The following is a 22,783-nucleotide window of genomic DNA, read 5'->3' as shown; positions in this document are numbered from 1 at the left end:
TTCGGAGCCTTTCAGGACGGGGTCAGGGCTGAGGTGGGAGACGGCAGGTGAGCTGGGGCAAGTCTAATCGGGCGTGACGGAGGACGGCGGGGCGAGGCTCACGTCCGGCTCGCCCGCCTCGGCCGCGCGGGGCGGCGGAGGAAGAGGCAGGAGGGTACGTCCCGCCGAGGCGGCCTCGACCCTCGCTGCCCACACCCGGCGCAGCCGGCAGAACGTCTGCCAATGGAACTTCCGGACCTCGGGGTTGACCCGGACCGCCGCGAATTCCGTCTCGCCGACGGCGACAGCGATGAGGATCGGGTCCTCGCCGTACTTCCACGGCTCCCACTCCCCCGCGGCCGCGTCCACGAGGCTCTCCTCGGCCTTCATCCCCGCCACAAGCTGCATCGCCACCTTGTCGTCCGGGGGCTTGACGCGTCCGTCCCGAGTGGTGCCCTTCGTCTTGTAGTCCACGACGCAGACCCGCCCGTTGATTCGTGCCACGAGATCGAGGGTCCCGGCGTAGCCGACCGTCGTGTTCCACACGGTGAGCTCTGGAGCGATGGGCTCGACACCGAAGCTCTCCCACCACCGCTCGACGCTGAGCGCGAACGCTTCCTCGCCCTGGGACCTCAGGTCCTCGCGCGCGTCGTCGAGGCGGTGCGGCCGCCCGAGCGCGCGCAGCGCAAGCTGCTCGGCGAACGTGTGGACCCGGTCGCCGCGCTGGGCAGCCGACTTCGCGTAGACCTCCGACGCGTCGACCGCGGTCCGCACCAGCTGCCGGATCCGGGCGGGACTGTCGAGTGCGTCGCGGAGTTCGGGGTGGTCCGCCACATGACGCGCGGCCATATAGCTGCGCCACCCGTCGAGGTCGAGCGGCTGCTGCGCTATGACGGTCGTGATCGACGGCACGGTGGGCTCGACGGAGAGAGACCGCCGATACATCCTGCCGAAACCGTCCGGAGATTCTGCAGCGAGGCCAGGGACTGTCATGAGGTCACCCTTTCACGCGGGTCCGACAACGCGAGCGCGCCGATAAAAGGAAGGACCCCCGGACAGCGTCCGGGGGTCCAGTCGTGGGCGATACTGGGTTCGAACCAGTGACCTCTTCGGTGTGAACGAAGCGCGCTACCACTGCGCCAATCGCCCGAGTTCTCGGTGCGGCACCCGTCTCCGAGCGCTCTACGACTTTAGCCCACGCCGCGCCAAGATCCCAAATCACGGCCCCCGAATTGCATCCTTGTGGTTCACCGCGCAGCAACCGGCGGTTCGCCTCGCCGCGATTTGTGCATCGCCCGCCCGTCCTATAGAGTTTTTACTCGTTGAAGCGCGGCCTCGAGCCCGAACGCGGCCCGATGGGTTGCGGGGCGGAATGAGGCCAAACAACAACCCTGCGGACGTAGCTCAGTTGGTAGAGCACCACCTTGCCAAGGTGGATGTCGCGAGTTCGAGTCTCGTCGTCCGCTCGCAGGACACTGTCGGAAGCATCCATGCGGATGCCAACACGGTGGGGTGGCCGAGAGGCGAGGCAGCGGCCTGCAAAGCCGTATACGCGGGTTCGAATCCCGTCCCCACCTCGGTGAACATCCTGATTCCCGGATCCGACCGGGACTCTGGGCGATTGGCGCAGCGGTAGCGCGCTTCCCTGACACGGAAGAGGTCACTGGTTCGATCCCAGTATCGCCCACGGAGAGGCTTCACGGCCTCCCCTGCGGACGTAGCTCAGTTGGTAGAGCACCACCTTGCCAAGGTGGATGTCGCGAGTTCGAGTCTCGTCGTCCGCTCTCTTCTTCTTAACGGGACTTCGCAATCGGAAGTTGTCGATGAGTCGAAGGCGCATTGGGCGATTGGCGCAGCGGTAGCGCGCTTCCCTGACACGGAAGAGGTCACTGGTTCGATCCCAGTATCGCCCACCGGAAGGCCGATTAGCCGAGCCAGCTCACTTCAGCGAGCGCGCCTCGTTCACGACTTCCCTGGTGTAGCCGGAGGATCCCGTCGCTCGCCCCCAGAACTCGATCATCATGGGTGGACACCATCACCGCGGCGCCGTCGAGCGCCAGCTGTTGCAGTGCCTCGATCACGGACATCGCGTTCTCGGCATCGAGGGAAGCCGTCGGCTCGTCAGCCAGTACAACACGAGGCTTCTTGAGCAGGAGTCTGGCTAGGCCCACACGCTGCTGCTCGCCCCCGCTGAGGGTGTGCACCGGATCGTCCTGGAAGCCTCCAACTCCCATCCGATCGAGGACGCCCTGGATCGCCGCACGCTTCAAAGCCGAGCCCATTCGCCGGTGACCAAGTGCGATCTGAACGTTCTCCCGCACCGTCCAGGATTCCACGAGGCCCGAGTTCTGGAAGAGAAAACCGATCGCGTCCTGGTACAGGCGGCGGCGCAGACCCCGACCCGGACGCGTGCCATCGACGTTACCGAACCGGATCACCCCCTTGTCGGAGGATTCGAGCAAACCTACGCAGTTGAGCAGGGTGGTCTTCCCCGAGCCACTCGCTCCGGCGAGGGAGAGCATCTGGCCCGCACCGATCTGGAAGCTCACCCCGCTCCAGAGACGACGGCGGCCAAAACCCTTTTCAAGCCCGTCAACGCGCACGGGAAGAAGGTCCGTCGAATCTGAGCTCATGAAAAGGGTCCTTACGTTCAATCGACAGTCGGCCGAATTCGACGGCACAGGGCTCGAACCGATTAGGGGCATTTGATCAGCTCGGCTCGCGCTCGGCGGTCGAGGAAGATGATCGCGATGGCAAAGGTAAGGATGAATGTCGCCGTAAGCCCCGCGGCCAAGACAACCGCCCACCACGGTCGCATGTAACCCGCGGGCCCGAGCATGGCACCGGTCACGGCCACCGTGACGGCGCTGATCATGCCCACGGCGCTGACCACCTTCCCATGAATGCGCACCGAGCCCCACCCATGGGTGCGCCGAACAAATGATTCGCGGCGGAACGCGCTAGTGTAGATGGCCGCGAGCACGGCGATAGCCGCGACAAGCACGGCTCCGCCGACCGTCGCATTGCCCACCGCGACGATCAGCTTGGTCTCCCGATCTCGCAATTGCTGCGCGGCATGAGTAGCCGGGTTGCTGATCGAAGCGAAACGAGGCGCGAGCCCTGCCTCGTTCACCAATGCCCGGAATCTCGCTGAATCGCTGAAGACCACGTTGCCGCTATTGGCCGCCGCTCCAAGTAGGTTGTACCCGCTGAAGTAGCCCGTCTCGGGCGAGACCACCGCGATCACCGGATCGTGTTGACTCCAACGCTCCATTCTCCAGGTGTCGCCGTAGTTGAAGATCTCCTGTCCGTCGCGCGTGTAATGGACGGCCACGTCATAGGGCTCGGTCCGCGCACTGGTGTTCCATGGCTCTCTCGAGACAAATGAACTTTGCGCCCAAGCGTCTACGAGCTCGGCGCTCTGGGCCCGGCGGGCCTCCGGAATGAGCAAATGAATCCGGCCTTCCGCCGGTTCCATACCGCGGTAACGTAACCCGCCGGCACCGACCACCGCGTGGCGATCTAGATAGTTATTGTTCACGACGAGTGAATTGCCGCCGAGCGGGCCGAAGCTGGCGAGGTCGGCGCCCGGCGCATCAGTCTGCTGGTTCGTCTGGTGGAAACTCAGCACGGCGCTGCCCTCACGGTCCAGCTCGGAAAATAGCTGGCGGAAGCGTTCGTAGGCTGACATCACGGCCGGTTCTACCTGCCGAGCCTGCGGATCTTCGAAGGCGTGGGGATTGATCTGGACCGTCACGCTCGACCGTGCGCCCTCCCAATCAGCGAAACTGCGCGAGTCAGAGACGATCTTCGCAATTCCAGCGCCCGCCTGGGCGACCGTCACGTAGACAAGTCCCAGCATGAGCATCTGAGTCAGGCCTGCGGCGGCACCGAGGAGCAGCATCGGGCGGGCGCCCTTGACCGCGGCGTGTTTCGACAGCCGCAATGCAGCGAAGGATGCGAACAGTTGGACCAATAGGCTGGCCACGCCCACCACGACCATCGGCACTACAACCCACCAGATAAACGATGGGAACTGACTCAGACCGTTGTAAAGGCTCAGGGCGACCGTTCCGACTACGACAACAACGACCATCGAGCAGCCGTAAGCCGTCATCACACCGAGCGTCTGGCCTGCGACTATGCGCCAGGCCGAATATCCATGGAACTCCTGTAGCGCCGTCGACTTTCTGCTGAATGCAATCCAGTAGACGATCGCGAGCGCCAAAGAGAGCACCGCGGCCACGAGAGAAAGCCAGGAGAAAGAAGCGAATAATCCCGCTGCATAGTTGTCGATCGGCCTGACCTGGGTGACTTCAGCACCCAGACCACCGTCCGCCAGCATGGCCCGGAGGGTCAGCGGATTGCCGAATTCGCCCTGGACCGCGTACGCACCGCGGACTGGCTGATCGCGCTCGGCGAGGGTGGCACCGGGAAAGACTTCGGGGGCGGCAGTCGGAGTGAACGCTGGGTAGGCACCGTTTGGCATCGTGGCCTCAAAAAGCGCCCTGTCCCCAACAAAGGCGAAATACCACGGAGGGGCACCGGGCCCAGCAGGATTTGCTCCGATTCTCAGCAGGTTTACCTTGGCATCGACGGCGACGGCCTCAAGCGTCGTCACCGCGGCGGCTTCGCTCGTGGAAACCTGCTGGATCTGCACCACGGCACGGGTGCCCGGGGGAAGCTGCCGATCGATGGCCTGATAGCCCAGCACCGCGACGAGAAACAGCAGTACACCCACACAAAGACTGCCGATCCATACGAGGAGGTGGACATGACGCGCCTGAGCTATCAAACGAAATCCTCGGCCTCGATGACGCCTCCTAAGACTGTAAATTTAGGCATTGTTCCGCTAAAGCAGGCCCCATGACAGGAGAGATGCCGCAATCGCAACCGTCATAAGAGCGCCGAGCCGACGCTCATTCTTCAAACCATTCATTATTCCCCCCAAAGATGTTAGTGATTGATTTACGCATTGGTGCTGGCCGCTCGCACAACCAGCATGCACGTTCAGCGGAGGCGGCTGCAGTGTCCCTCTGTCACGAGTCATGCATGACATCCATCACTGGTTCGGCCCTCCCTCCAGCCTGGCGCGGAGTGTTGAGACGCTGGGAGGGCGGGTACTGATGTGTGCCTCCACCGTCCGAAATTCAGTGACTCACGGTCGGGTAATGTGTCAAACCTGCCTCTCCGATCATGGTTCCGACCGCACCTCGGGATCCATCAGGGGCGACCGCAGGTCAGGCTTATGGGGGGGGGATGGATGCAAACGAGTGTCGTATTGGCCGATGACGAAGGGCTCCTCCGGCGCTCACTCGCGACGGTTCTCGCCCTCGAAGAAGACATCGTGGTGATCGGCGAAGCCGCAACGGGCGAGGAGTCCGTTGAACTCGTGCTCGAAATTCGCCCCGATGTGTTCGTCGTCGCTGCCGAGATGCACGAAATGAACGGCATTGACGTAGCCAAGGCTGTCCTGGAGTGCAATCCCACCCAGATCGTGCTTCTGCTGACACGCCATGCACGCCCCAGGAGTCTCCACCGCGCCCTCTCCGTCGGGGTACGGGGCATCCTGAGCAAAGCCGCCGAACCCGTCCAGCTCACGGCCGTGATCCGTGCCCTCAGCCGCGGCCGACGGTGGATCGACCCGGAATTCTCAGCCCTCGCCGTCGTCGACGACTGCCCACTGACCGCACGCGAACTCGACGTGCTCAGGGAGACCAGCCACGGCTATTCGGTCGCCGACATCGCCGAGAGGCTCCACCTCGCCGAAGGAACTGTGCGGAACTACCTGTCACACGCCATGCAGAAGATGCACTCGCCAACTCGGCATGATGCGGCACGGCGCGCGCGTGAACACGAATGGCTATAAGCGTCCCTGGCACCAGAACGGCGGGTCGTTCACTTGGAGTTTACGTGCCCGAGGAAGGAACCCGCGTCATATCCGCGTCTCCCGCTGCTCTCTCCCCCCGGTAGCCACGTGCGGGCCGCCCCCAACTCCTTCCCCGGGAAAACGCCCCCAACTCTGGGGAGGGTGTTGGATTGGGCCCGACACGTGGCTACTATCGTTCGTGGTGGAGCGCTGTGGCTCCCTGAGCGAAAGGAGGTGGCCGTGTCTTCAGTCGACGCAATCGCGGGCAGGGCCGGTAACTGCGTTATGAGATTCGAGCGAATCGAGTCATCGTCCCGATCTATCGGGGGCCAGTCCTAGGGACTCAGCCGGCGCAGGCCGGACCGACCAAGATACGTCACAGGGATGCCGGTACCGCTGAGAGGCGGGACCGGCATTTCTGCGTCTCCGGGTCGTCTCCGAGTCGTCTCCGAGTCGTCTGCGAGCGGCCTACGAGGGCTCGTGCGCCTGGCCCTCGCGGGCCAGGGCCGTGAGCCGGGAGACGGCGCGGAAGTACTTCTTCAGGTACCCGCCCGCCATCATCTCGGGAGTGAAGAGCTGGTCGAATGGAACCCCGGAGGCGAGGATCGGCACGTCCTTGTCGTAGAGGCGGTCCGCGAGGACCACGAAGCGCAGCGCCACGGCCTGCTCCTCGATCGTGTGGACGTCCTTCCACACCACGCCGTCGATCCCGTCGATGAGCTGGCGGTAGCGACTCGGGTGGACCCCCGAGAGGTGGTTCAGGAGGGCACCGAAATCATCGACGGCGACCGTCCCGCCGTCGAACTCTGCATTCATCCGCGCGTCGAGCTCGTGCGGTTCGAGGGGTGCCGGGGCCGCCGGCAGACCGCGGTGGCGGTAGTCGTCGCCGTCGATCCTCACGACGTCGAACTGGTCCGCGAGCACCTGGATCTCCCGCTGGAAGTCGACGGCGGCGAAGCGCCCCTCCCCGAGCGAGCCGGGGAGCGTGTTGGACGTGGCCGCGAGCTTGACGCCCGCGTCGGCGAGCTCGCGCATGAGGCGCGACATGAGCACGGTGTCGCCCGGATCGTCGAGCTCGAACTCGTCGATGCACACAAGCCGGTAGGTGCTGAGCGCCTCGACCGTCTTGCGGAACGAGAGGGCGCCCACGAGGTTCGTGTACTCGACGAAGGTGCCGAAGGCCTTGGGCCCCGGGACCGAGTGCCACAGCGACGCCAGCAGGTGCGTCTTCCCGACGCCGAAGCCGCCGTCGAGGTAGACGCCCGCCCGCCCCTTGTCCTTGGTGCCGCGGAAGAGCCTGGAGAACAGGCCTCCGCCGTCGCGCGCGCCGTCCACCGACGCGCCGAAATCCTCGAGCGACTTGACCGCCGCCGCCTGCGAGGGCTGCGCCGGGTCCGGACGATAGCTCGCGAAGGAGACCTCGCCGAAGCGCGGCGACGGGTGGAAGCCCGCCAGGATCTCGTCCACGGACACTTTCGGCGTGCGGGTGGTCAGGTGTGCGACAGTCGCCAAGGAATCCGTCCGTTATATGGGCGAGCAAGGGCTCTACATCGGTTTGAGGGGCAAGGGCAAGGATAGCGCGGACACGCGCGTCATGTTTCGCAGCATGACAACGCACGACGGCGGCACTCACCCCGCACGCGCACCGTGGCTACGCTGGGAGAGGCTTCCCAGGAGCACGCGGTCGTGACTGGCCGTGGCTCCGACTCACCCGAGCGAAAGGCAACCGCCGTGAGCTACCCCCTCGACACGAACGAGAAGTTCGCCTCCTACGCCCACCCCGAGCGCCTCGTCTCCACCGAGTGGCTCGCCGCCCAGCTCGCCGATGGCGCGCTCGAGGGTGGCAAGCTCGCCGTCGTGGAGTCCGACGAGGACGTCCTGCTCTACGAGACGGGCCACATCCCGGGCTCCGTCAAGATCGACTGGCACACCGACCTCAACGACGAAGTCGCCCGCGACTACGTGGACGGCCCCGCGTTCTCGAAGCTGCTCTCCTCGAAGGGCATCTCCCGCGACACGACCGTGGTGATCTACGGCGACAAGTCGAACTGGTGGGCCGCCTACGCCCTGTGGGTGTTCACCCTGTTCGGCCACGAGGATGTCCGCCTGCTCGACGGCGGCCGCGACAAGTGGATCGCCGAAGGCCGCGAGCTCAGCACGGAGGTCCCGAACCCCGTCGAAGGCGACTACCCCGTCGTCGAGCGCCACGACGCGCCGATCCGCGCATTCAAGGACGACGTCCTCGCGCACCTCGGCAAGCCGCTCATCGATGTCCGCTCGCCCGAGGAGTACACCGGCAAGCGGACGCACATGCCGGCCTACCCCGAGGAAGGCGCCCTGCGCGGCGGCCACATCCCGACGGCCGCGTCCATCCCCTGGGCCCGCGCGGCCGCCGAGGACGGAACGTACAAATCGCGCGGCGACCTCGAGGCGCTGTACCTCGGCGAGGCCGGCCTCACCGCGGGCGACGAGGTCGTGGCGTACTGCCGCATCGGCGAGCGTTCGAGCCACACGTGGTTCGCGCTCAAGTACCTCCTCGGCTTCGACAACGTGCGCAACTACGACGGCTCGTGGACCGAGTGGGGAAATGCGGTGCGGGTTCCGATTGTTAAGGGTGAAGAACGAGGCACTTGGCCGCTCTCCTAGGGAGCGGGCACAGGCACCGATACGGGCGCGGCGGTCTCACAGCGAGGCCGCCGCGCAGCGTATCGCCGGCATAGTCTGGAAGGGATATGACGACTCACACCACGCCCGCGGCCCTCGCGGAGATCATCGACGAGTTCCAGGAGCTCGAGGAGCGCGAGCGCCTTCAGCTCCTGCTCGAGTTCGCACAGTCACTCCCCGAGCTGCCTGAGCGGTACGAGAACCATCCCGAGCGGCTTGAGCAGGTCGTCGAGTGCCAGTCGCCCGTGTTCATCACGATCGAGACGGAGCCAGCGGACGACGGCGGGTCCCCCACCGTGCGCCTCTTCCTCACCGCCCCGCGGGAGGCACCGACCACGCGAGGATTCGCGAGCATCCTTGCCGAGGGGCTCGACGGCCTCCCTGCGACCGAGATCCTCGCAGTGCCGGACGACATCGCCCACGAGCTCGGCCTCGATCGCGCCGTCTCGCCCCTGCGCCTGCGCGGCATGAGCGCCATGCTCGCGCGCATCAAGCGCAAGGTGGCCGGCGAGTGCCACCTCGGCCAAACCGCCTGAGGCTCCTGCTCGCGCTCCTAGGAAGATTCGCTGCAGATGGTGCACTCTCCGCAACGGAGCTAAGGTGCGCTCATGGGAAGCGTCCTCGCGTGGGTTGCACAATCAGGTGTGGTGCAGGGGATCATCATCGGGGCCACGTTCGCGTTCTTGACGGCCATCCTGATCATGAATTCGGTGGCCAGGGCCGCGACGACGACGGTCAATGGCTGGAGCACCCTCCGGGAATGCGGACGGCCCGGAAACGGGATCCTCCTCCGGGCTGCCTGTGCCAAGGCCCTGCCGCTCGTCAACGTCTTCGAAGAGGCCGCCTACTGGACCACGACGAAGGACGGCACGGGGCAGCCGCTCAGCGGCAGGCACGAGTATGTTCTGCGCTTCCCGGCAGGGCAGCTGCCGCCGAATGGAGCATTCTGGTCACTCACCATGACCGACACGGTCGGATACATGGTGGGCAATGCCATTGACCGGTCGAGCATTGACGATCGGACCGCCCTCCAGAAGAACGCCGACGGCTCGGTCGATATCTATCTCCAACGCGACGCTCCCCCGGGCCGCGAACAGAATTGGCTGCCGAGCCCTTCCGGGAAGTTCAAGCTGACCCTCCGCGCCTATTTGCCGGGAGCCGAAATACTCAACGGCAGTTACCGCGTACCGCCTGTCGCGAAGGCGCAGTGACGTGAACCGCCTGATCTTGAAGTACGGAATTCCCCTCACGGTGGTCATCCTCGCGGTCTTCGCGTGGGTCATCTACCAGCGCATCCGCGGCGGGAGCGATATCGTCCCGCTCGCGGTGGCGGCGGTCATCGTGTGGTTGGTCGGCGCACCGGCCTTCATCTACCTGTGGCCGCGGCTCACGGTCGGCGGATTCAAGAGGGCGATCGTCAAGCATGGGTTCGGCGAAGGGCCGATCCCCGTCAACTCGTTGTACGCCATGCCAAGCACGCCCTCGCCATCGGAGTCGCGAGGGAGCCTCTTGGCGACGGGCACCGACGACTTGCTTTACCTCGGCGGCTGGCTTGAACTGAAGGACGGCCCCCTGGTCCTCCACGTGCCCGAGATGGCCGGACGGTACTACAGCCTCCAGTTCACGAACCCGTCGGACAGCTCGAATTTTGCCTATGTCGGCACGCGCACCACCGGCACGGGGGCCGGCGAATATGTCATCAGCGGGCCGGGCTGGAACGGATCCGTGCCGGAAGGCATGACGCACATCCCCTCGCCTGGCCATTCCGTGCTCGTCATCGGCCGCGTATTCGTCGCGAACGAAAGCGACCTTCCGACCGCCTACGGGCTCGCGAAGCAGGTTGCGCTCGCCCCGCTGGGTGCCAGGGGCCTCACCAGGTGAGGTCGGGTGCGGCCAGGATGCGGCCGAGCGTACTGCGCCCGAGTTCGCTCATCGAGGGATTGGATTCCTCGTAGTACCAGACGAGGCCGACCGCCTGTTGCAGCGCCCAGGCCGCCCCTCGCCGCCATTCGTCGTCGTCGACGCTGAGCCGCGACCTCAAGAGCTCACGGGGCCCTCGGTCCAACACATGCCAGCCGACCACGAGGTCCAAGGCCGGGTCTGCCGGACCGAAGCCGCCGGCATCGAGGACCCCGGCCAATCGGCCATCGGCGACAAGCAGGTTCGCGGGAGTCAGGTCCTTGTGAGCCATGACGTCGGGACTGGTGCGGGGCGTCGCGCGAAGCGTCTTCCACGCGGCCCGCACCTGACTCACCGGCAGCATTCCCTCACTTCGCGTCAGGCAGTACTCGACCCACTCGTCGTGGACGGACAGGTCCCCGCCGCGACCGCCTCCCGAGAATCGCCTGCCTCGGGTCTCGGCTGCTCTAAGCTGCAGGAGCAGTTCGGCGAGGTCCTGTGCAAGCAGCCCGGACCCCTGCGCGGACGAGGGTGTCGCGACGTCTCCGTCGATCCACGTCTGCACCGTCCAAGGCATGGGGTAGCCGGAACCGGGTTGGCCGATGGCGACCGTTGTCGGTGACGGGACGGTGCTCGAGGCGGCGAATTCGGCCAGCGCGGTCCGTTCCGCTTCAAGCGACGACCGAAGGTCCCCCGGGTCGGCGACCTGCATCGGGAAGCGCGCCGCGAGGCGCGGGCCGATCCGAAAGATGTGGCACGTCGTCGCGGAAGTCCGAAGGGGAACGATGGGCTCACGAGCCCACTCAGGAAACTGTTCGCGCACGAGCCGCTCGACGTCGGCCTGGCCGATCTCCACCTGATTCTCGTGCACGGGACTCACCCTAATCGGGATGCGTCGATCCAGCCTCTGGCCGGCTCTGCCCTCAGGTCGCACTCCTGCAGGTGTCGAGGGATGGCCCGCCCCCGGTAGTCTGTCGCGCAACAGTCCTTCGACGACGAGCGGTCACCTCCGACCGATGAGCATTCCGCCCGAAGGGAGGCGCCGATGCGGTCCACGGGCAAGACCAAGGGACCTCAGGGTCCCGGCACCCCGGCGACGGCCGCGCTCGACGCGGCCGGGGTTGAGTACACCCCGCGACCATACGAGCACGACCCGTCCGCGCCAAGCTACGGTCGCGAGGCAGCGGACGCGCTGGGCATCGAGCCTGAGCGCGTCTTCAAGACGCTCATGGTGGACGTCGCAGGCAAGCTGTGCGTCGCCGTCGTGCCTGTGAGTGGGAGCCTGGACCTCAAGGCGGCCGCCGCCGCGTTCGGCGCGAAGAAGGCGTCGATGGCCGATCCGGCCGCTGCGGAGCGCCGCACGGGCTACGTCCTCGGCGGGATCTCCCCGCTCGGGCAGCGCCAGCCCTCCCCCGCGGCCATCGACGATTCGGCGCTCCGATACGAGACGATCCTCGTCTCGGGTGGGCGCCGCGGCTTCGACATCGAGCTCGCCCCGGCGGACCTCGTGCGCCTCACGAGGGCGTCAGTCGCCCGCCTGCGCGGGCACTGAGGCTTCGACCGAGCTCGCCGAGGCGGCCTCCTGCGGAAGCCCCTCATCTGCCCGCGCGACCATGCGGCTCTCCGCCGCCACGTCCGCAGAGGGCGTCTCGCCGGCTGCGCGCTCGGCGCCCTGCCCGGGTCCAGGACGCGGGGCAAGCACCTCGCCGAGCCACGTGACGATCGACTGCTCCCACCGTTCCGGGTCGACGTTCCACTCCTTGGTGTGGCGCGCCTTCCGGAACGTCTCGAGCGTGACCATCTCGGGATTGCGGCCTGCCAGGAGAGCGGAGGGCCCGAACGGGACGAAGTCGTCGTCGGCGCTGTGCAGGATGAGCGTCGGCGTCCGCAGCTCGACGGCACGCGTGACCCAGTCCATCGCCTGGAAGTCGAGCGGCGCCGCGAGCCCTGTGATCCGGCGCCCCCACGGATGGGCGAGCATGAACTGTCCGAACCGCCCGACCCCAGCCGGGATCCGGTTCTTCTGCGCCTGATGCGCGAGGACGTCGACCCAGTCGACCACGGGCGCGTCCAGCACGAGGGCGCTGATGTACTGGCGCAGGCTCGAGCGGTCGGCTGCGGCGAGGCAAATCGCGCCACCCATGGACCAGCCGAAGAGCACCACGTCCTCCGCCCCGTTCGCGAGTGCGAAGGCAATAGCCTCCTCGACATCCCGCCATTCCGTCATGCCGAGCCCGTAGCGGCCGTCGGCCGTCGCGGGGGCGTCGCCGTCGTTGCGGTAGGAGATCACGAGGCTCGTGAGCCCGAGCCGGCGGGCCGGAATGAGGCCGCGCAGTGACTCGAGGCGCGACGCCCCGCGCCCATGGACCATAATCGCCCACGTCCGGGAGCGCTCCGGGCTGTAGGGCCGCACGAGCCACGCGGGTGCCGGCCCGAGATCGGTCTGGATCGTGACGTCTTCAGCCTGGCAGTCGAGGTCCGCGGGCGAACTGAAGACGACGCCGCTCCACCGAGCGCGCACTGCCTTGCCGAGATCCCCGGCGTACTCCGCGACGACGCGGCGGGTCACGGTCTCGTCGCCGGGCGTGTAGTCCTCAAGGGGCCCGAGCCGTACATGCCCCGCCCCGGCGTCGAAGAAGAGGCTGTATTCGCCGTCGACCACGGTCTCAGGGGTCGCGCGGAGGATGACACGGCGCTCGGCATCCGAACCCTGGACAGCCAGAACCTCCTGGTCCTCGCTCTTGACGCGCTCCGGCGTCACGATGCGCCGCGCGAAGTACGCCGCAAGCGCCGAGCTCGAGGCCGCGACCGCGGACGCGGCGCCGAGGCCCACCCCGGCACCCAGGAGCGCCCAGACGCTGCGCGGAAGAGGGGCGCTGCGGGTGGACTCGGAGCCGGATGATGTGCGGGCCATGGCCCCATTGTCGCAAGTTCGGGAGTGCCACGCGGACGGCGGCGCGCTCCACGGCAGCCTGTGGGCGATTCGGCGGGCGGCCGCTAGTCTGAACCCATGACGGCGCCGATCCTGATCCTGACCGAAGTCGCCCTCGGACCCGCCGAGCGGACCGCGGTGTCCAAACTCGTCGAGCACGACACCCCCATCGAGGTTCTCGTCCCGACGGGACGCAAGCGCCGCCTCGTGGTCGACTTCCTCGACCACCTCTCGCTCCTCGAATTCAGCAAGGCGTTCGAAGGCCTCGGCGGCGAAGGCGATCCGGCGGCGCAGCGCGCCATGGCGGAGACGGCGCTCGCGGGCTCCCTCGCCGCGGTCGAAGACCTTGGGGCCGGCGCTACCGGCACCCTCGTGGAAGGCGACCCGGTAGCGGCCCTCGCGGACCGCGCGTCGTCCTCTGGCGCGGCGCAGGCCGTTGTGGTGACCCTCCCGCATGCGATCGAGGACACTTTCCACACCGACTGGGCCAATCAGGCACAGCGCAAGATCGGGATCCCCGTGCTGCATCTTTACGCGGGGACGGGATTCATCGGCGACTCCTGATCGTTGACGTAGGCATGGATGCTGCACAGCCCACCCCTGCCGGCCAGACCCGCCCAGATCTCCCCCACCCCACCGCGCTGACCGACGCCGAATGGCGCGCGCGCCTGAGCCCCGAGGAGTACCACGTGCTCCGCGAGGCCGGCACCGAGCGCGCCTACACCGGTGAATACTGGGACACGCACACGAAGGGCAGCTACCGCTGCCGCGCGTGCGGGGCCGAACTGTTCACCAGCCGCGAGAAGTTCGACTCGCATTGCGGCTGGCCCTCGTTCTGGGCCCCGCTCGCGGACGACTCCGTGGTCTACCTGCACGACCGCACCTTCGGGATGGATCGCGTCGAAGTCCGCTGCGCGAACTGCAACTCCCACCTCGGGCACGTCTTCGAGGGCGAGGGATACGGGACTCCCACGGACCAGCGCTTCTGCATCAACTCGATCTCCCTGACCCTCGTCCCCGACGAGGACTGACGTGGGACTGACCTAGGACTGACGCAGGGCTGAAAAGGAAACCGGCCGAGGCCTCGCTGCAGCGGGCCACGGCCGGTTTTTCCGGAACCTAAGCGATAGTCTTCCTGATGCTCACGGCTTTTCAGCGTCAGCGATGCTTCCTCTTGGCTACTCTCGAATCAGTCTTCCCCGACGGGAAGGAACCGCGAGAGAACTAGCGAGAGAAAGCGAGTTGGCCGTGACCACCATCGCTCACGCCCCTGGCACTTCACCCGACCCCCAGGCCCTGGGCAGCGTCGCCCAGGATCCCCAGTGGCTCACCCTCAAGGAGGCCGCCATCCGCCTCCAGCCGCTCCAGGCCCACGATGGCTCGGTCCCCGAGGCCTCCGACCACGCCCTCGCGGCGCGGCTCATCGAGCAGATCGCGAGCGCGATCGAGGCTCTCGCGCCGCGCTTCCCCCACGACGCCGACTACCTGCGCCTCGCCGTCCGGGACCTCCGCCGCTGGTCCGACCAGGGCTTCGGCGTCCCGGACTTCCTCGACTCGCTCGTGGCGTTCCAGCCCCAGCTCGACCGCGCCGACGGGCTCCAGCACCTCGTGGTGTTCCCGATGTACACGCAGAACGGGAGCCGCGACCGGCTCGTCGAAGCGGTGCTTGTCGAGGTCGTGTGGCCGGACTTCGTCGCCGAGCTCGAGGCCGGCGCCTACAGCAACAGGCTCTTCGTGCCGATCCGCTTCCTCGACTTCACGCCGGGCTACGCGACGAACTCCGCGGTGCTGTTCCCCGAGACGGTCGCGATGCGCGAGGTGCCGAAGTTCACGTGGGGCGCCATCTTCGCCGACCGCGAGGCCGCGCGGTTCCGCCGCGTCCTCGACGCCGCCGCCACGGTCACGAACCTCGAGCTGCCGGCCGACGCCGCCGAGCTCCTCGCGGACCAGAAGCTCGCAGAGGAGACGTTCGTGATGTGGGACCTCATCCACGACCGGACGCACATGCGCGGCGACCTCCCGTTCGATCCGTTCATGATCAAGCAGCGCATGCCGTTCTTCCTCTACTCGCTCGAGGAGCTGCGGTGCGATCTGACGGCGTTCCGGGAGTCCGTCAGGATCGAGCGCGACGAGACGGCGGACCCTGAGGCCCGCCGCCACGCGAAGCTCGTCCAGTACGCCGTGGTCTTCGACCGGATCTTCCGCTTCGCCATCACGGGCAACCGCGCGCGCAACTACGACGGCCTCGGCGGGCAGCTCCTGTTTGCCTGGATGCATCAGCACCGCGTGCTGCACTGGACCGACACGAAGCTCACGATCGACTGGGCCAAGGTCCCCTCGGTCGTGAGCGCGCTCGGCGACGCGATCGACGAGCTGTACTGGCGCTCCATCGACCGCCCGAAGGTGGCACACTGGCTCGCAGCGTACGAACTCGTCTCGGGCACCGTCACGCCCCACCCGGCGTCGGTATGGGCGAAGGGTCCCGACGCGCTCCCCCTCACGGGAACGCCTCGGGAGATCACGGACCAGGTGCTCGACGACGAGTTCCCGCTATCCATGTTCTACGAGGCCCTGGAGAAGAAGATGCGTCACGTCATCGAATCCACCGCCGGCATCACTGGCCGGAGCACGTTCGGCGAGGCCGCCCAGTGAGCGAACCCGGCACCGGCTTGGGGGCGCGCGGGGCGGAGGGCGCGGTCGTCGTCGTTGCCGGGGCCACCGCGGCGTCCGGCATCGCGACGGTCAGGGCCCTTCGCGCCGCCGGCGCCACGGCCGTCGCCGTGGGCAGCAGCGCCGGCCGCCTCGCCGAGGCGTTCGGCTCGCCGTCGCTCGGAACGCATGACGCCGGCGTTCCCCAGCGCGCGTGCGACCTCGCCGACTTCCCCGCGGTCCAGGCGCTCGCCGCGGAGCTGCGCGGAACCTTCGGCGCGGTCGACGGCGTCATCCACCTCGTGGGCGGATGGCGCGGCGGCGGCTCGCTCGCCGAGCAGTCCGACGAGGACTGGGATTTCCTCTCGCGGGGGGCGATCACGACCCTGCGCAACACGAGCCGCGCCTTCTTCGACGACCTCGCCGCTTCGCCGCGCGGCCGCTTCGCGATGGTCACGTCGACGACGCTCGATCGGCCCACCGCCGGGATCGCGAACTACGCGGCGGCCAAGGCCGCGGCGGAGATGTGGACCCGCTCGATGGCCCAAGGCCTCTTGGCGGCCCAGTCGGCGCGCAAGGCGGACCCCGCGCCGCAGACGAGCGCCGCCGTCGTCCTCGCCGTCAAGGCCCTGCTCGACGAAGCGATGCGCACGGCCCAGCCCGAGCGGCGCTTCCCCGGCTACACGCACGTGGACGAGCTCGCCGCCCGGGTGGTGTCGCTGTTCTCCGAGGATGCCGCTGCACTCAACGGCACCCGGCTCGACCTCACGGCGTGACAGCGCCCCCGAAAACTTCCAGAGAACGGTACGCAATACTGTGACAGTGACTTCGACCCCTGCTCCTCCCGCACTTCCCGGCGCGCCCGCGGGCTGGCCCCTCCACGACACCGCCCGGCGTGGCTTCGCGTCGGACAACTACTCGGGCGTGCATCCCGAGGTCCTCGCGGCGCTCGCCGCAGCGAACGGCGGACACCAGACGTCCTACGGCGACGACGACTACACCGCGCGTCTCAAGGCCGAGATGGAGCGGCTCTTCGGGGACGGCGTCGAGTCCTACCCCGTCTTCAACGGCACGGGCGCGAACGTGCTCTCGCTGCAGTCGCTCGTGCCGCGCTGGGGCGCGGTCGTGTGCGCGCAGACGGCCCACATCAACGTCGACGAGAATGGCGCCCCGGAACGGGTCGGCGGACTGAAGCTGCTCTCGGTCCCCACTGAGGACGGCAAGCTCACCCCCGAGCTCATCGACCGCGAGGCCTGGGGCTGGGGCGACGAGCACCGCGCCCAGCCGCTCGCCGTGTCGATCACCCAGACGACCGAGCTCGGGACCAGATACTCGATCGAGGAGCTGCGCGGCATCACGTCGCACGCGCACTCGCTCGGCATGAAGGTGCACATGGACGGCGCGCGGCTCGCGAACGCCGCGGCCGGCCTTGGGGTGCCGGTGCGGGCGTTCACGCGCGACGCGGGCGTGGACATCCTCTCCTTCGGCGGCACGAAGAACGGCATGCTGTTCGGCGAGTGCGTCGTGGCGCTCGACCCCGAGGCAGCCCATGGCCTCGCGTATCTGCGCAAGATGGACATGCAGCTCGCGTCGAAGATGCGCTTCGTCTCGGCGCAGTTCCTTGCGCTCCTCGAGGACGACCTGTGGCTGCGCTCGGCCGCCCACTCGAACGCCATGGCCGCCCGGCTACGCGCGGCCGTGGAAGGGCTCGACGGCGTCGAGATCACCCAGGAGACCCAGGCCAACGGCGTGTTCGCGATCCTGCCGGACGGCGTGGCCGACCGCGTCCGCGACCGGTTCAAGTTCTACGACTGGGACGCGAAGCGCCGCGAGGTGCGGTGGATGTGCTCGTTCGATACGACTGAGCAGGATGTCGACGATTTCGCGGCCGCCGTACGCGAGGAACTCGCCCGCTAGGCCGCTCGGCGCGTGCTGCCGAGCGCTACCGCGGCCTCTGGCGCTCGGCGCACGCGACGCACGACCATGCAGACGTCACTGGTCCTTCTGATGGCACGTGTCCAGCAGCAGGATCAGGGCCTCCAGATCGCCCGCCCGGGCGGCGTCGACGATCTTGTGGTGCGCTTCCGCGACGCGGTCGAGCTTGGCCTGGTCCACGGGGTAGGAATGGCTGATGAGCCGCTGGACCGGGTTGTCCCACACCGCCTGCAGCGTCCTCACCAGGAAGCGGTTGGGGGTCGCCGCGATCAGCGCGAGGTGGAAGGCGCGCGTCGCCTCGAACAATTCCTCGGCGTCAGCGCTCGCGGCCCCCTCGGCGATCAGGAACTCGAGCCGGGCAAGTTCCAACCCGGTGTACTTCCCTTCGAGCTGCCGGATGGCCATGACCTCGAGCGCCTTGCGGACCTCGTAGACCTCCGCGACCTCTGAGCGCGTCAGGGTTGTGGCGGCGTAGCCCGACCCCGGCGTGAGCGTGGCCAGCCCCTCGTGGACCAGCCGGTTGAGCGCATCCCGGACCGGGGTGCGCGAGACGGAGTACTCTTCGGCAAGCTGCTCCTGGATGAGCGGCGCCCCCGGGGCGATCACGCCTTTGACAATGTCATTGCTGATCTTCTCGTAGACCTGCTCGCTGAGAGGACGCCCAGTCCTCACGGCTTGTGCGGGCATGACCGCTCGCCTCCCTTCATGTGCACCCCGAGTCTAGGGTGCTTTACATCACAGAATCCACTGTATACAGTGAATCCAGTCACGCCAACTACACGGAAGTAGTGGCCCATGACACCCCGCATTCCCCCGTATCCCCGGCATCGACTGCGCCCCGTCGAGGTAGGCACCACTGGTCAACACCGCCGTTGACCACGGCCCGACACCGTAGAAAGGCAATCATGTCCCTTCCCAAGCTCCTCACTGCCACCGCCGTCACGGCGGCCGCGGCTATGTCCATGACCGGCTGCACGTCGGCGTCCGTCGACGATGCCAAACAGGCCGCGACGGCGAACTCCGCGCCGAGCGCCGAGGTCGCGGCCGCACCCCTGAACAAGGCAGCCGCCGACCTGCTGCCCGCCGACGTCAAGGCAAAGGGAACGCTGACGGTGGGCACCGACCCCACCTACCCGCCGTTCGAGTTCTACGCCTCCGACAACAAGACCGTGATCGGCCTGGACGCCGACCTGGCCAAGGCGCTCGGCGAGACCCTGGGCGTGAAGGTCGAGATGGTGCCCGCCACGTTCGACGCGATCCTCCCCGGCCTCAGCTCGCACAAGTACGACCTCGGGATCTCCGCCTTCAACGTGACAGCCGAGCGGAAGAAGAACGCGGACTTCGCGGAGTACCAGCTCAGCGGTGCCGCCCTTGCCGTCAAGACTGGCAATCCGAAGCATCTCGACGTGGATCCGATGACTTTGTGCGGCACCAAGATCGGCGGCGAGAAGGGCACCACCCAGGGCATCGAGACCCTCCCTGCGTGGTCCAAGACGTGCACCGACGCAGGCAAGCCGGCGATCGACATCCAGCTGTACCCCACTCAGGACGAGGCCAACACGGCCCTCGCCTCCGGGCGCATCGACGGCATTCTCTCCGGCGAACTCGGCATGGCCTGGGCGAGCAAGCAGTCCGGGGGCGCCTTCCAGCTCTCCAGCGACAAGTCCTACCTGCCCACCCCGGTGGGGATGGCCATGGCCAAGGGCTCGCCGCTGGCCCCGGCGATCATGGCCGCCGTCAAGGCGCTCGTGACCGGCGACACCTACAAGCAGATCAACGCCAAGTACGGCCTGGCCCAGTCCGTGGCCGTCTCCCCGGACGCCGTTGACGCAAGGGGTGCCCAGTGATCGAGACCATCACGCCCCCGAGCACTCCCGTGGGCGGGGGCGCGTTCACCGTGGTGTCGGCCCGCCACCCCTGGCGCTGGGCGGCCGGGATCATGCTGACGGCCATCATGGGCCTCTTGGTCTTCTCCGCCGTCACCAACCCCCGCTTCGGCTGGGACAAGGTGGCGCGGTACTTCCGGGACGTCACGGTGGTCAACGGCATCGAAGTCACCCTGTTTCTGACCGTGATCTGCATGGCCGTCGGTGTCGCCTTGGGCGTCGTCCTGGCCGTCATGCAGCTCTCCCCGAATCCCGTGGCCAGCGCCTTCGCCGGGGGCTACGTGACGATCTTCCGCGGCACGCCCGTCCTCGTCCAGCTGCTGTTCTGGTTCAACCTCGCGGCCCTGTACCCGGAGATCACGTTCGGCATCCCCGGCGTCAGCCTCGACGCCAACCAGCTCATCACGCCGATGACGGCCGCCATCCTTGGCCTCGGGCTCAATGAGGCCGCTTACATGTCGGAAATCGTCCGGGCCGGGATCCAGTCCGTGGATCAGGGCCAGACCGAGGCCGCCGGCGCGCTCGGCATGCCACGGCTCCTCACCCTGTCCCGGGTGGTGCTGCCCCAGGCGATGCGCGTCATCATCCCGCCCACCGGCAACGAGTTCATCGGCATGCTCAAGACCACGTCCCTCGTGAGCGTGCTGGCGGTTCCCGATCTGCTCTACTCGGCGCAGATCATCTACTCCAAGAACCTCCAGGTCATCCCGCTGCTAGTCGTTGCCAGCATCTGGTACATCGTCGTCACGACCGTGTTCACGGTCGGACAGGGGTACCTCGAGCGGCGGTTCTCCCGCGGGACCACGCGGAGCGCCCCGCCCACCGCTTGGGGGCGTCTGAGGGCGTTCTTCAGGGTCCATTCACCGCTGGCCACGAGAAAGGGCACGAACGATGAGCGTTGAGACCAATGCAGACACCATGCCGCTCGTGCGGGCGGAGGGTGTCCGGAAGAGCTTCGGCCCCCTGGAGGTCCTCAAGGGGATCGACCTCGAGGTCGAGCGCGGCGAAGTGGTGTGCCTCATCGGCGCGTCCGGGTCGGGGAAGAGCACCTTCCTCCGCTGCGTGAACCACTTGGAGAAGATCGACGGCGGCCTCATCCGGATCGCGGACCGCGTGGTCGGCTACCACCTCAAAGGTGACAAGCTCTACGAGCAGTCCCACAACGAGGTCTGCGCCGCGCGGACCGACATCGGCATGGTCTTCCAGCACTTCAACCTCTTCCCGCACATGACCGCGCTGGAGAACCTTATGGAAGCGCCGCTCCGGGTGCTCAAGCAGCCGAGGAAGACCGTGGAGGCCCGCGCCCTGAAGCTCCTGGAGCAGGTGGGCCTCGCAGGCAAGGCGAAGTCCTACCCCCGGCACCTCTCCGGAGGGCAGCAGCAGCGCGTCGCCATCGCCCGGGCCCTGTGCATGGAGCCCAAGCTCATGCTCTTCGACGAGCCGACCTCAGCGCTCGACCCCGAGCTCGTGGGCGAGGTGCTGCGGGTCATGAAGGACCTGGCCAGGACGGGCATGACGATGATCGTCGTGACGCATGAGATGGGCTTCGCCAGGGACGTCGCAGATCGCGTCGTCTTCATGCACGACGGGCGGATCCTCGAGGAAGGCCCCGCCGAATCCGTCATCACCAACCCGCGGCACGAGCGGACGCGCGCGTTCCTCTCGGCTGTGCTCTAGTCCAAGGAAGCGGTGGCCCGTGCCGTCCCATAGTCCCAGCGTCCCCAGGCTCCTGGGGATGGAGAACTCCGACAACATCAACGACCTTGACTTCATATCGTCCCTGACCGCAGCAGTAGACGCCCGGCTTCCCGAGGCCGTTGACCTCCGGCGCGAACTTCACGCCTCGCCGCGGCTCTCCGGCGACGAGGCCGACACCCGGGACATGGTCCTCAGGCGCGTGCCGTGGGCCGTCCCCGAAGCTGTGGCCCTCACCGGAGCCGTCGCCCGGCTGGAGGGACCGAACAGGGGCACCGTGGTCTTCCGCGCCGAGACCGACGCCCTTCCCATCCATGAAGAAACAGGCGTCGACTGGCGCTCGGCAGTGCCGGGCTCGATGCATGCCTGCGGTCACGACGTGCATATGGCCTCGGCGTGGCTGGCATTCGCGGCCCTGAGGGACGCCGGACCAGGACCACTGTCCCCTGCCCTGCTCCTCCAGCCCCGCGAGGAAGCTGCGCCGCAGGGCGCGGCCGACGTGGTGCGGGACGGCATCCTCGACCGCCTCGGAGCCAGATCGGTGATCGGCGTCCACGTCCAGCCCGAACTGCCCGTGGGGACGGTGTCCGCACTCCCCGGCATGGTGAACGCATCGTGGGACGACTTCACGATCACCGTCCGGGGCCGAGGCGGTCATGGAGCCTATCCGCAGACAACCAAGGACCCGATCCCGGTGATGTGCTCGATCGTCTCCGCGCTGCAGCAGGTGGTCTCCCGGCGCACGGACCCGATGCGCGCCACGGTGCTGACCGTCGGGACGATCCGCGGAGGATCGGGTGCCAACATCGTGGCCGACAGCGTCACCTGCTCCGGAACGCTGCGAACCTCGCTCGAGCAGGACCGCGTCCTGGTCCACTCCGAGATCCAGAGCATCGTGAAGGCGTACACCGCCGGCCACGGGGTCGACGGCGACTACACAGTCGACGGGGGCGGCCCACCGCTGGTCAACGACGATGCCCTTTCGGTCCGTGCCGAAGCCCTGCTCAGGGACGCGTCCTTCAGGGTCGCCAGCCCGGGCTTCCGGTCCTGCGGCTCGGACGACTTCTCGTTCTATACCGAGAGCCTCCCCAGCCTGATGACCTTCGTGGGCGCCGGGCGGGAGCAAGGGGGCCCCGGCCTCCACCACTCCAGGTTCCTGCCACCCGACCGCCTCGTCCGGGACTGCGCGCTCGCCTTCATCGCGGGCTACATCGCGGCCAACGCGGCGCTCTGAGTATCGGCGGGGCCTCGGCGTGCCAGACGCGCACGGCGGGG

22 protein-coding genes and 6 tRNA genes are annotated in these 22,783 nt (G+C 67.5%); 20 read left to right on the top strand and 8 right to left on the bottom strand.

The features are described 5' to 3' along the window. Nucleotides 1-63: 63 nt before the first annotated feature. Together E6A26_RS05615 and E6A26_RS05610 are read right to left on the bottom strand one after the other, a co-directional pair. Nucleotides 64-972, bottom strand: a complete 909-nt coding sequence (locus E6A26_RS05615; RefSeq protein ID WP_136610204.1) for a PD-(D/E)XK nuclease family protein — start codon at nt 970-972, stop codon at nt 64-66. Between the two features lie 84 nt (nt 973-1,056). Beyond that, nucleotides 1,057-1,128, bottom strand: a tRNA-Val gene (locus E6A26_RS05610). A 244-nt stretch (nt 1,129-1,372) separates the two neighbouring features. On the opposite strand from E6A26_RS05610, the gene E6A26_RS05605 reads away from it, so the two are divergent. The 5 genes from E6A26_RS05605 to E6A26_RS05585 all read left to right on the top strand — a co-directional run bounded on the left by E6A26_RS05605 (nt 1,373) and on the right by E6A26_RS05585 (nt 1,892). Next, nucleotides 1,373-1,445, top strand: a tRNA-Gly gene (locus tag E6A26_RS05605). Nucleotides 1,446-1,485: 40 nt separating this feature from the next. Continuing rightward, nucleotides 1,486-1,556: transfer RNA gene (locus tag E6A26_RS05600), tRNA-Cys, on the top strand. A 38-nt stretch (nt 1,557-1,594) separates the two neighbouring features. After that, nucleotides 1,595-1,666, top strand: a tRNA-Val gene (locus E6A26_RS05595). Between the two features lie 24 nt (nt 1,667-1,690). Beyond that, nucleotides 1,691-1,763 (top strand) — tRNA-Gly (locus tag E6A26_RS05590). A 57-nt stretch (nt 1,764-1,820) separates the two neighbouring features. Continuing rightward, nucleotides 1,821-1,892, top strand: a tRNA-Val gene (locus E6A26_RS05585). A 12-nt stretch (nt 1,893-1,904) separates the two neighbouring features. On the opposite strand, the gene E6A26_RS05580 is transcribed toward E6A26_RS05585, so the two are convergent. Then, entirely contained in the window at nt 1,905-2,612 is a 708-nt protein-coding gene (locus E6A26_RS05580) for an ABC transporter ATP-binding protein (protein ID WP_136610203.1), read from the bottom strand. A 62-nt stretch (nt 2,613-2,674) separates the two neighbouring features. Next, the gene (locus E6A26_RS05575; RefSeq protein ID WP_136610202.1) at nt 2,675-4,720 is read right to left on the bottom strand and encodes a hypothetical protein; all 2,046 of its coding nucleotides are present in this window, start codon (nt 4,718-4,720) and stop codon (nt 2,675-2,677) included. Nucleotides 4,721-5,227: 507 nt separating this feature from the next. On the opposite strand from E6A26_RS05575, the gene E6A26_RS05570 reads away from it, so the two are divergent. Further along, nucleotides 5,228-5,848, top strand: coding sequence for a response regulator transcription factor (locus E6A26_RS05570; protein ID WP_327407438.1), 621 nt, complete (start codon nt 5,228-5,230; stop codon nt 5,846-5,848). Nucleotides 5,849-6,316: 468 nt separating this feature from the next. Here E6A26_RS05570 and zapE read toward each other — a convergent pair whose 3' ends face one another. Beyond that, on the bottom strand, nt 6,317-7,360 hold the full coding sequence (gene zapE, locus E6A26_RS05565) for a cell division protein ZapE (protein ID WP_136610201.1): 1,044 nt from the start codon (nt 7,358-7,360) through the stop codon (nt 6,317-6,319). 219 nt (nt 7,361-7,579) lie between these two features. Between zapE and E6A26_RS05560 the strand changes: the two genes are divergently transcribed. The 4 genes from E6A26_RS05560 to E6A26_RS05545 all read left to right on the top strand — a co-directional run bounded on the left by E6A26_RS05560 (nt 7,580) and on the right by E6A26_RS05545 (nt 10,393). Continuing rightward, nucleotides 7,580-8,494: a sulfurtransferase gene (locus tag E6A26_RS05560; RefSeq protein ID WP_136610200.1), complete on the top strand. Its 915-nt coding sequence runs from the start codon at nt 7,580-7,582 to the stop codon at nt 8,492-8,494. An 86-nt stretch (nt 8,495-8,580) separates the two neighbouring features. Further along, entirely contained in the window at nt 8,581-9,048 is a 468-nt protein-coding gene (locus E6A26_RS05555) for a SufE family protein (protein WP_136610199.1), read from the top strand. A gap of 72 nt (nt 9,049-9,120) precedes the next feature. Then, entirely contained in the window at nt 9,121-9,723 is a 603-nt protein-coding gene (locus E6A26_RS05550; protein ID WP_211128969.1) for a DUF1214 domain-containing protein, read from the top strand. A gap of 1 nt (nt 9,724) precedes the next feature. Beyond that, complete coding sequence (locus tag E6A26_RS05545) at nt 9,725-10,393, top strand: DUF1254 domain-containing protein (protein ID WP_211128967.1); 669 nt, start codon at nt 9,725-9,727, stop codon at nt 10,391-10,393. Here E6A26_RS05545 and E6A26_RS05540 read toward each other — a convergent pair. Continuing rightward, complete coding sequence (locus E6A26_RS05540; RefSeq protein WP_136610198.1) at nt 10,383-11,282, bottom strand: phosphotransferase; 900 nt, start codon at nt 11,280-11,282, stop codon at nt 10,383-10,385. The genes E6A26_RS05545 and E6A26_RS05540 overlap by 11 nt on opposite strands. A gap of 174 nt (nt 11,283-11,456) precedes the next feature. Here E6A26_RS05540 and ybaK point away from each other — a divergent pair, with 174 nt between their 5' ends. Beyond that, nucleotides 11,457-11,963: a Cys-tRNA(Pro) deacylase gene (gene ybaK, locus E6A26_RS05535; protein ID WP_136610197.1), complete on the top strand. Its 507-nt coding sequence runs from the start codon at nt 11,457-11,459 to the stop codon at nt 11,961-11,963. Here ybaK and E6A26_RS05530 read toward each other — a convergent pair. Next, a complete protein-coding gene (locus E6A26_RS05530) occupies nt 11,937-13,325 on the bottom strand; it encodes an alpha/beta hydrolase family protein (protein ID WP_136610196.1) in 1,389 nt (462 codons plus the stop codon). The two genes, ybaK and E6A26_RS05530, sit on opposite strands and share 27 nt — an antisense overlap. 96 nt (nt 13,326-13,421) lie before the next feature. Here E6A26_RS05530 and E6A26_RS05525 point away from each other — a divergent pair, with 96 nt between their 5' ends. The 5 genes from E6A26_RS05525 (at nt 13,422) to E6A26_RS05510 (ending at nt 17,909) form a co-directional block, all read left to right on the top strand. Continuing rightward, nucleotides 13,422-13,907 (top strand): hypothetical protein, encoded by a 486-nt coding sequence (locus E6A26_RS05525; RefSeq protein ID WP_136610195.1) that lies wholly within the window; start codon nt 13,422-13,424, stop codon nt 13,905-13,907. Between the two features lie 14 nt (nt 13,908-13,921). Continuing rightward, nucleotides 13,922-14,374, top strand: coding sequence for a peptide-methionine (R)-S-oxide reductase MsrB (gene msrB / locus E6A26_RS05520; protein WP_136610194.1), 453 nt, complete (start codon nt 13,922-13,924; stop codon nt 14,372-14,374). 211 nt (nt 14,375-14,585) lie between these two features. Next, entirely contained in the window at nt 14,586-15,995 is a 1,410-nt protein-coding gene (locus tag E6A26_RS17855) for a DUF6421 family protein (protein WP_407695366.1), read from the top strand. Then, nucleotides 15,992-16,768: an SDR family NAD(P)-dependent oxidoreductase gene (locus E6A26_RS05515; protein WP_234865089.1), complete on the top strand. Its 777-nt coding sequence runs from the start codon at nt 15,992-15,994 to the stop codon at nt 16,766-16,768. Before E6A26_RS17855 ends, E6A26_RS05515 begins: the two co-directional genes overlap by 4 nt. 40 nt (nt 16,769-16,808) lie before the next feature. Continuing rightward, nucleotides 16,809-17,909, top strand: coding sequence for a threonine aldolase family protein (locus E6A26_RS05510; protein WP_407695365.1), 1,101 nt, complete (start codon nt 16,809-16,811; stop codon nt 17,907-17,909). 75 nt (nt 17,910-17,984) lie between these two features. Here E6A26_RS05510 and E6A26_RS05505 read toward each other — a convergent pair whose 3' ends face one another. After that, nucleotides 17,985-18,614: a GntR family transcriptional regulator gene (locus tag E6A26_RS05505; protein WP_136610191.1), complete on the bottom strand. Its 630-nt coding sequence runs from the start codon at nt 18,612-18,614 to the stop codon at nt 17,985-17,987. Between the two features lie 218 nt (nt 18,615-18,832). On the opposite strand from E6A26_RS05505, the gene E6A26_RS05500 reads away from it, so the two are divergent. Genes E6A26_RS05500 through E6A26_RS05485 form a run of 4 tightly spaced genes read left to right on the top strand, consistent with a single transcriptional unit; the run spans nt 18,833 to nt 22,742 of the window. Continuing rightward, on the top strand, nt 18,833-19,774 hold the full coding sequence (locus E6A26_RS05500) for an ABC transporter substrate-binding protein (RefSeq protein ID WP_136610190.1): 942 nt from the start codon (nt 18,833-18,835) through the stop codon (nt 19,772-19,774). After that, complete coding sequence (locus tag E6A26_RS05495) at nt 19,771-20,715, top strand: amino acid ABC transporter permease (protein ID WP_234865085.1); 945 nt, start codon at nt 19,771-19,773, stop codon at nt 20,713-20,715. The genes E6A26_RS05500 and E6A26_RS05495 overlap by 4 nt, the downstream gene beginning before the upstream one ends. Beyond that, the gene (locus E6A26_RS05490) at nt 20,705-21,490 is read left to right on the top strand and encodes an amino acid ABC transporter ATP-binding protein (protein ID WP_136610189.1); all 786 of its coding nucleotides are present in this window, start codon (nt 20,705-20,707) and stop codon (nt 21,488-21,490) included. The genes E6A26_RS05495 and E6A26_RS05490 overlap by 11 nt, the downstream gene beginning before the upstream one ends. A gap of 58 nt (nt 21,491-21,548) precedes the next feature. Then, nucleotides 21,549-22,742: a M20 metallopeptidase family protein gene (locus E6A26_RS05485; RefSeq protein ID WP_136610188.1), complete on the top strand. Its 1,194-nt coding sequence runs from the start codon at nt 21,549-21,551 to the stop codon at nt 22,740-22,742. The last annotated feature ends 41 nt before the right edge of the window (nt 22,743-22,783 follow it).

It is taken from the genome of Sinomonas albida, from assembly GCF_004919045.1.
GTDB classification, from domain to species: Bacteria; Actinomycetota; Actinomycetes; order Actinomycetales; family Micrococcaceae; genus Sinomonas; species Sinomonas albida.
The sequence above is the reverse complement of the archived record's forward strand: the minus strand, read 5'-3'. Positions and strand labels throughout refer to the sequence as shown.

Coding starts and splice junctions, on each gene's coding strand:
- E6A26_RS05525 (WP_136610195.1), top strand. CDS start 13,422: ATGACGGCGCCGATCCTGATCCTGACCGAAGTCGCCCTCGGACCCGCC.
- E6A26_RS05485 (WP_136610188.1), top strand. CDS start 21,549: ATGGAGAACTCCGACAACATCAACGACCTTGACTTCATATCGTCCCTG.
- E6A26_RS05500 (WP_136610190.1), top strand. CDS start 18,833: ATGTCCCTTCCCAAGCTCCTCACTGCCACCGCCGTCACGGCGGCCGCG.
- E6A26_RS05555 (WP_136610199.1), top strand. CDS start 8,581: ATGACGACTCACACCACGCCCGCGGCCCTCGCGGAGATCATCGACGAG.
- E6A26_RS05490 (WP_136610189.1), top strand. CDS start 20,705: ATGAGCGTTGAGACCAATGCAGACACCATGCCGCTCGTGCGGGCGGAG.
- E6A26_RS05570 (WP_327407438.1), top strand. CDS start 5,228: ATGGGGGGGGGATGGATGCAAACGAGTGTCGTATTGGCCGATGACGAA.
- E6A26_RS05550 (WP_211128969.1), top strand. CDS start 9,121: ATGGGAAGCGTCCTCGCGTGGGTTGCACAATCAGGTGTGGTGCAGGGG.
- E6A26_RS05580 (WP_136610203.1), bottom strand. CDS start 2,612: ATGAGCTCAGATTCGACGGACCTTCTTCCCGTGCGCGTTGACGGGCTT.
- msrB (WP_136610194.1), top strand. CDS start 13,922: ATGGATGCTGCACAGCCCACCCCTGCCGGCCAGACCCGCCCAGATCTC.
- E6A26_RS05615 (WP_136610204.1), bottom strand. CDS start 972: ATGACAGTCCCTGGCCTCGCTGCAGAATCTCCGGACGGTTTCGGCAGG.
- E6A26_RS05530 (WP_136610196.1), bottom strand. CDS start 13,325: ATGGCCCGCACATCATCCGGCTCCGAGTCCACCCGCAGCGCCCCTCTT.
- ybaK (WP_136610197.1), top strand. CDS start 11,457: ATGCGGTCCACGGGCAAGACCAAGGGACCTCAGGGTCCCGGCACCCCG.
- E6A26_RS05505 (WP_136610191.1), bottom strand. CDS start 18,614: ATGCCCGCACAAGCCGTGAGGACTGGGCGTCCTCTCAGCGAGCAGGTC.